Genomic DNA, 2281 nt, shown 5'->3' with positions numbered 1-2281 from the left:
GCGCTGAACGAGGCCTTGCGCCTGCAGCTGAAGACGCCCAAGGACCGAGCGTCCGCTTACAAGACGCTCGCCTTCATCTATTGCGCCAGCGGTCGCACCGGTGAGTGCAGCTCGGCCTTCAAGGCAGCCCGGGCCGCTGATCCCAACTTCAGCCTGAGCAAGGCAGAAGCCGGCCACCCGGTCTGGGGCCCGGTCTACGAACACTCCAAGTTCTAGAGCCAAGCCCTGAGCCTTGCGGCGGCCCGCCGGGAGGCGCTCGCAAGCGGTCGCGTATCATCGCCGGCTTGTTGTCATGAGCTTGCCTCGCGCCGTGCGCTTCACCCTCCCGCTGCGCGTCTACTGGGAAGACACCGACGCTGGCGGCGTCGTCTTCTACGCCAACTACCTGAAGTTCTTCGAGCGTGCGCGTACCGAATGGCTGCGCGGCGCCGGCCACGGCCAACAGGCCATGGTGGAGACAAGCGGCGCGATGTTCGTCGTCACCGACGCACGCATTCGTTACCTGCGCCCGGCACGACTGGATGACCTGTTGACCATCACAGTGGACCCGGCCCAGATCGGCCGCGCCCGCATGGTCGTCGCCCAACAGGCGTTGTGCGGCGAACAGTTGTTGTGCGAAGGCGAGATCAGCATCGCCTGCGTCGACCGAGGAACCTTCCGTCCCTGCCGCATTCCGACCGACATTCTCGACAGCCTCACCCCATGAACCAGGATCTTTCCATCGTTTCTCTCGTCATGGGCGCCAGCTGGGTGGTGCAGCTGGTGATTGTCGGTCTGCTGCTGGTCTCACTGGCCAGCTGGTCGGTGATCTTCGCCAAGCTCGTCGGGCTGGCCCGTGTGCGCGGCCGCAATGACCAGTTCGAGCAGGAATTCTGGTCGGGCAAGAACCTGAACGACCTATACCAGAGCGCCAGCAACAGCGCCGACACCGCACCGATGGAGCGCCTGTTCGCCAGCGGCATGCGCGAGTTCCTGAAACTGCGCGAGCGCCGGCTCGATACCGGTGCGCAGCTCGACGGCGCTCGCCGGGCGATGCGCGCCAGCCTGCACCGCGAACTCGACTCCATCGAGGGCAACCTGGGCTTTCTCGGCACGGTCGGCTCGGTCAGCCCGTATGTCGGCTTGTTCGGCACCGTGTGGGGGATCATGCACGCCTTCGTCGGCCTGTCGAACCTGCAGCAGGTGACGCTGGCCACCGTGGCGCCCGGCATTGCCGAATCGCTGGTGGCCACGGCCATCGGTTTGTTCGCCGCGATCCCCGCGGTGATCGGCTACAACCGCTTCGCGCGCGACATCGACCGCATCGCGATTCAGCTCGAGAGCTTCACCGAAGAGTTCTCGAACATCCTGCAGCGCAACGTCGGCACGCCCACCGCGGCGCCGTCGACGCGCTAGAGCGCCGGGAGCAGCACAGATGGCTGGAGTGATGGCCCGCGGCGGCCCGGTGGTGCGCCGCCGCCGCACGATGAACGAGATCAACATGGTGCCGTTCATCGACGTGATGCTGGTGCTGCTGATCATCTTCATGGTCAGCGCGCCGCTGATCACCACCGGGGTGGTCGACCTGCCCAGCGTCGGCCGCGCCAAACAGCGGCCGCAAAGCGTGATCGAGATCGTCGTCGGGCTGGACGAGAAGCTCAAGCTCAAGGTCGACAAGGGCGACCCCGCCGCCGTGGCGCTGCCGCAGCTTGTGTCGCGCGTGCGGGAAGCTCAAAAAGGCCAGGCCGACGTGCCGGTGGTCATCTCGGCCGACAAGCAGGTGAAGTACGAGAGCGTGGTCAAGGTGATGGACGCGCTGCAGCGCGCCGGCGTGCAACGCGTGGGCCTGTCGGTCAAGCAAGGGGGCTGAACGTTGTCGGCCCTCACCACGCTGTGTCTCTGCCCCGCAACGGGGCTCTCAGCCGCCTTGAAGCGGCTCTGAATTGGCTGAGGCCACCGTGAGCGCCACCTCGTCGTTCGATCCGATGCATCCGCTGAAGTCGCTGACGATTCCGCGCGACGCGCTGCGCCCGCCCAGCGCCGACAACCCGCGGCTGGGCGCCATGCTTTCGCTGGTGGCGCATGCTGGCCTGATCATCGCGTTGACGCTCGGCGTGCAATGGCACACCGAAGACCCGGCCGGCGTCGAAGCTGAGCTGTGGGCTGCGGTGCCCGAGATCGCCGCGCCACGCGCTCAACCAGAGCCCGAGCCCGAGGTCGCACCACCACCGCCACCCAAGGCCGTGACCCCGCCCGAGCCCACGGCGGCCGAGCGCGAAGCCGAAATCGCAATCGAAAAGGC

General features: G+C 66.8%; 4 protein-coding genes and 1 pseudogene. All 5 read left to right on the top strand.

What is annotated here, in order from left to right:
- Positions 1-216 (top strand): TssQ family T6SS-associated lipoprotein (locus AC1DYI_RS33165; protein WP_477208361.1); only part of this gene is annotated, 216 nt, incomplete at its 5' end.
- Between the two features lie 76 nt (positions 217-292).
- Entirely contained in the window at positions 293-706 is a 414-nt protein-coding gene (gene ybgC, locus AC1DYI_RS33160; protein ID WP_477208360.1) for a tol-pal system-associated acyl-CoA thioesterase, read from the top strand.
- Positions 703-1395 (top strand): protein TolQ, encoded by a 693-nt coding sequence (gene tolQ / locus AC1DYI_RS33155; protein ID WP_477208359.1) that lies wholly within the window; start codon positions 703-705, stop codon positions 1393-1395. The genes ybgC and tolQ overlap by 4 nt, the downstream gene beginning before the upstream one ends.
- Positions 1396-1414: 19 nt before the next feature.
- Positions 1415-1849, top strand: coding sequence for an ExbD/TolR family protein (locus tag AC1DYI_RS33150; RefSeq protein ID WP_477208358.1), 435 nt, complete (start codon positions 1415-1417; stop codon positions 1847-1849).
- 88 nt (positions 1850-1937) lie between these two features.
- Positions 1938-2281, top strand: a pseudogene (locus AC1DYI_RS33145) (hypothetical protein); the annotation flags it as partial.

This window comes from Ideonella sp. P3_A4, from assembly GCF_056403075.1.
Note: the sequence above shows the minus strand (reverse complement) of the source record. Positions and strands in the feature narration are given on the sequence as shown.